The organism is Laedolimicola ammoniilytica (assembly GCF_025567165.1).
Lineage (GTDB): Bacteria > Bacillota > Clostridia > Lachnospirales > Lachnospiraceae > Laedolimicola > Laedolimicola ammoniilytica.
This window is the reverse complement of sequence record NZ_JAOQKC010000052.1, coordinates 1-2402: the sequence shown is the minus strand read 5'-3', so window position 1 is coordinate 2402 and position 2402 is coordinate 1. Positions and strand designations below refer to the sequence as shown.

Below are 2402 nucleotides of genomic sequence, written 5' to 3'. Positions count from 1 at the left end.
ATAGGGGGATAGTCTACCCTATCGCTGATACTTCGGGAGATTTTAAGCGGCTCTATGGCTGTAATTTTGCCGAAAATCGCCCCGAGACCATACACTAAAACGGGAGGAAACACAATATGCCGAGAATGAGCAAAAAGAGGAAGCATGAGCTTTCCTTTTACCTCAATGACCGGGGGCGTGTCACTTACAACGAATTATGCCGGAAATGCCAGCATGGGTGCAAGCAGAGCTTCCGGGCGGTTGTGATTGACTGCCCCTGTTATTTATCCAAACGAGCAAAGAAAAAGGAGGAACACACCGAATGAATTTTGAATTTATGACGATAGACACACCATTACCGCCCTGTATGCCATTTCCCAGAGCGTTGACAGGATTTCCAGTCAGCAGCACCGCAAAGGTCATGTACTGCCGGATGCTGGACGCTATGCTCTCCAAAGGGCAGGAGGACGAGAACGGAATCCTGTTTGTCTGCTTCCCTGTCACAGCCATTGCCGCAGTCCTGTCCCGCAGCCACATGACGGTCAAGCGTTCTCTGAATGAACTGGAAACCGCCGGACTTATCATGCGGGTGCGTCAGGGCATTGGAGAACCAAACAGGATTTATGTGCTGATACCGGGAAAGGAGGACGCTGCCCTTGCCTGATACCTCAAAACTGGAAAAGCTCAACCGGGAGTTGGAAAAAAGCGAAAAGAAACTGCGGAAAGCCATCAATGATGAAAAGGCATTGCAGCACCAGTTGAAGCAGCTTACCCGAAAGGAACGGACGCATCGGCTCTGTACTCGTGGCGGTATGCTGGAAAGTTTTCTGCAAGAGCCGGAACGCCTGACAGATGATGATGTCATGCTGCTGTTGAAACTCATTTTTCACAGGCAGGACACGCAGGAACTATTGAAAAAACTGCTGGAACGGGAGAAGCTGGAAACCCCTTAGTTTACTAAGGGCGCAATTATACACCACCCAAAGGTTGGTGCATTGCGTTCTCCGAAGGCTCCTCGCCGGAGGGCTGTGATTTTCCGCAGCCACGGACTGCTCCAAATCAAACAGGGGACGCTACACTTCCCCTGCGCTGGCTGTCGCCAGCTACCCTTTTGTGGACTTGCCGCCCGGAAACACCTTGCGCTGCAAGCTGTTCCCGTCCAGCAAGTTTTATCAGTCGAGCTATCCTTATCTACGGTAATTTAGTATAATAAGGTCAAAAAACAGAACGCTATCATTGTGCAACCGATATGCAACTGATAATTGCTTGATAGTTGGTGGTAGCAACACGGTAATTCAGATAGAATAAAGCCAACAAAGAAAGGAGGTCATCCAAATGAATGTTAGTAAACATCATTATGATTGTAGTCGGAATAGTTTTCTCATGTATCTTTGTCGGCTTGCTTATCCTTGTTATTCGTGCATTGCTTAAATATATCCGTACAGAGAAATGAAGCCAACAGCAACATTAGGAGGTGGTCAAATGAAAGTAACCGTATTTATGATAATCGTTGGAATAATTTTCTTATGTATCTTTGTTGGTTTGCTTACCCTTATTGTTCGTGCATTACTCAAATATATCCATTCAAAAGATGTACGGCAGGAAAAATCCGTAGTGAGGAAATCGTTGGGTGAAGCACTCAAAGTACACAGAACACAGTGCAAAATGACGCAGGAATTTGTTGCTGAAACGATTGGTGTTAGCAGGCAGGCTGTTTCAAAATGGGAAAATGGAACATCCGACCCTTCCACATCAAATCTTTTTGCACTTGCAAAACTTTACGGTATTTCTGTTGAAGAATTACTAAAAGAAGTTGAATAATCTTCATGCAGATATTTTATTTCATCATCGGGCCACCCTGACCCGAACTTTCAAAACTGAATACCAGCCGCCCACCGGCGGCACCACCGAGCAGGAAATCTGAAAAAGGTCTCCTGCTTTTTTTCTGCCCAAAATGAGGTGGTAAAACGCCACCCCATCCACCAATTACCGAAAGGAGGGACACGAAATGCCCTGTCCACACAACGAAATCACGATTGTTCAGCGCAGCCAGCGACAGTCTGCGGTTGCCGCCGCTGCTTACCAGAGTGGCGAAAAGCTGTTCTGTGAATACGACCAGCAAGTGAAGCACTACCCGGAAAAGCGTGGTATCGTCCACAATGAAATCCTGCTCCCGGCAAATGCCCCGCCGGAGTATGCAGACCGCAATACCTTATGGAACGCCGCCGAAGCGGTGGAGAAGCAATGGAATTCCCAGCTTGCAAGGCGGTGGGTGCTTACCATCCCCAGAGAGATACCGCCCGACCAGTACGCTGTCCTTGTCCGGGAGTTTTGTGAGCAGCAGTTTGTTTCCAAAGGCATGATTGCTGATTTTGCAATCCATGACCCCCATCCGCCGGGACACAATCCCCACGCCCATGTCA

5 protein-coding genes are annotated in these 2402 nt (G+C 48.0%); all 5 read left to right on the top strand.

The genetic code is table 11. The features are described from left to right. The first annotated feature begins 116 nt into the window (after positions 1-116). Positions 117-305 carry a hypothetical protein gene (locus OCV63_RS17290; protein ID WP_117536679.1) on the top strand — a complete coding sequence of 63 codons (189 nt, stop codon included), beginning with the start codon at positions 117-119 and terminating at the stop codon, positions 303-305. Then, positions 302-643 carry a DeoR family transcriptional regulator gene (locus tag OCV63_RS17285; protein WP_158365442.1) on the top strand — a complete coding sequence of 114 codons (342 nt, stop codon included), beginning with the start codon at positions 302-304 and terminating at the stop codon, positions 641-643. Before OCV63_RS17290 ends, OCV63_RS17285 begins: the two co-directional genes overlap by 4 nt. Next, a complete protein-coding gene (locus OCV63_RS17280; RefSeq protein WP_117628259.1) occupies positions 636-932 on the top strand; it encodes a DUF3847 domain-containing protein in 297 nt (98 codons plus the stop codon). The genes OCV63_RS17285 and OCV63_RS17280 overlap by 8 nt, the downstream gene beginning before the upstream one ends. 529 nt (positions 933-1461) lie before the next feature. After that, a complete protein-coding gene (locus OCV63_RS17275) occupies positions 1462-1800 on the top strand; it encodes a helix-turn-helix domain-containing protein (protein ID WP_003509323.1) in 339 nt (112 codons plus the stop codon). A 187-nt stretch (positions 1801-1987) separates the two neighbouring features. After that, the coding region (locus OCV63_RS17270; protein WP_262670955.1) for a MobA/MobL family protein at positions 1988-2402 on the top strand (415 nt) is incomplete at its 3' end.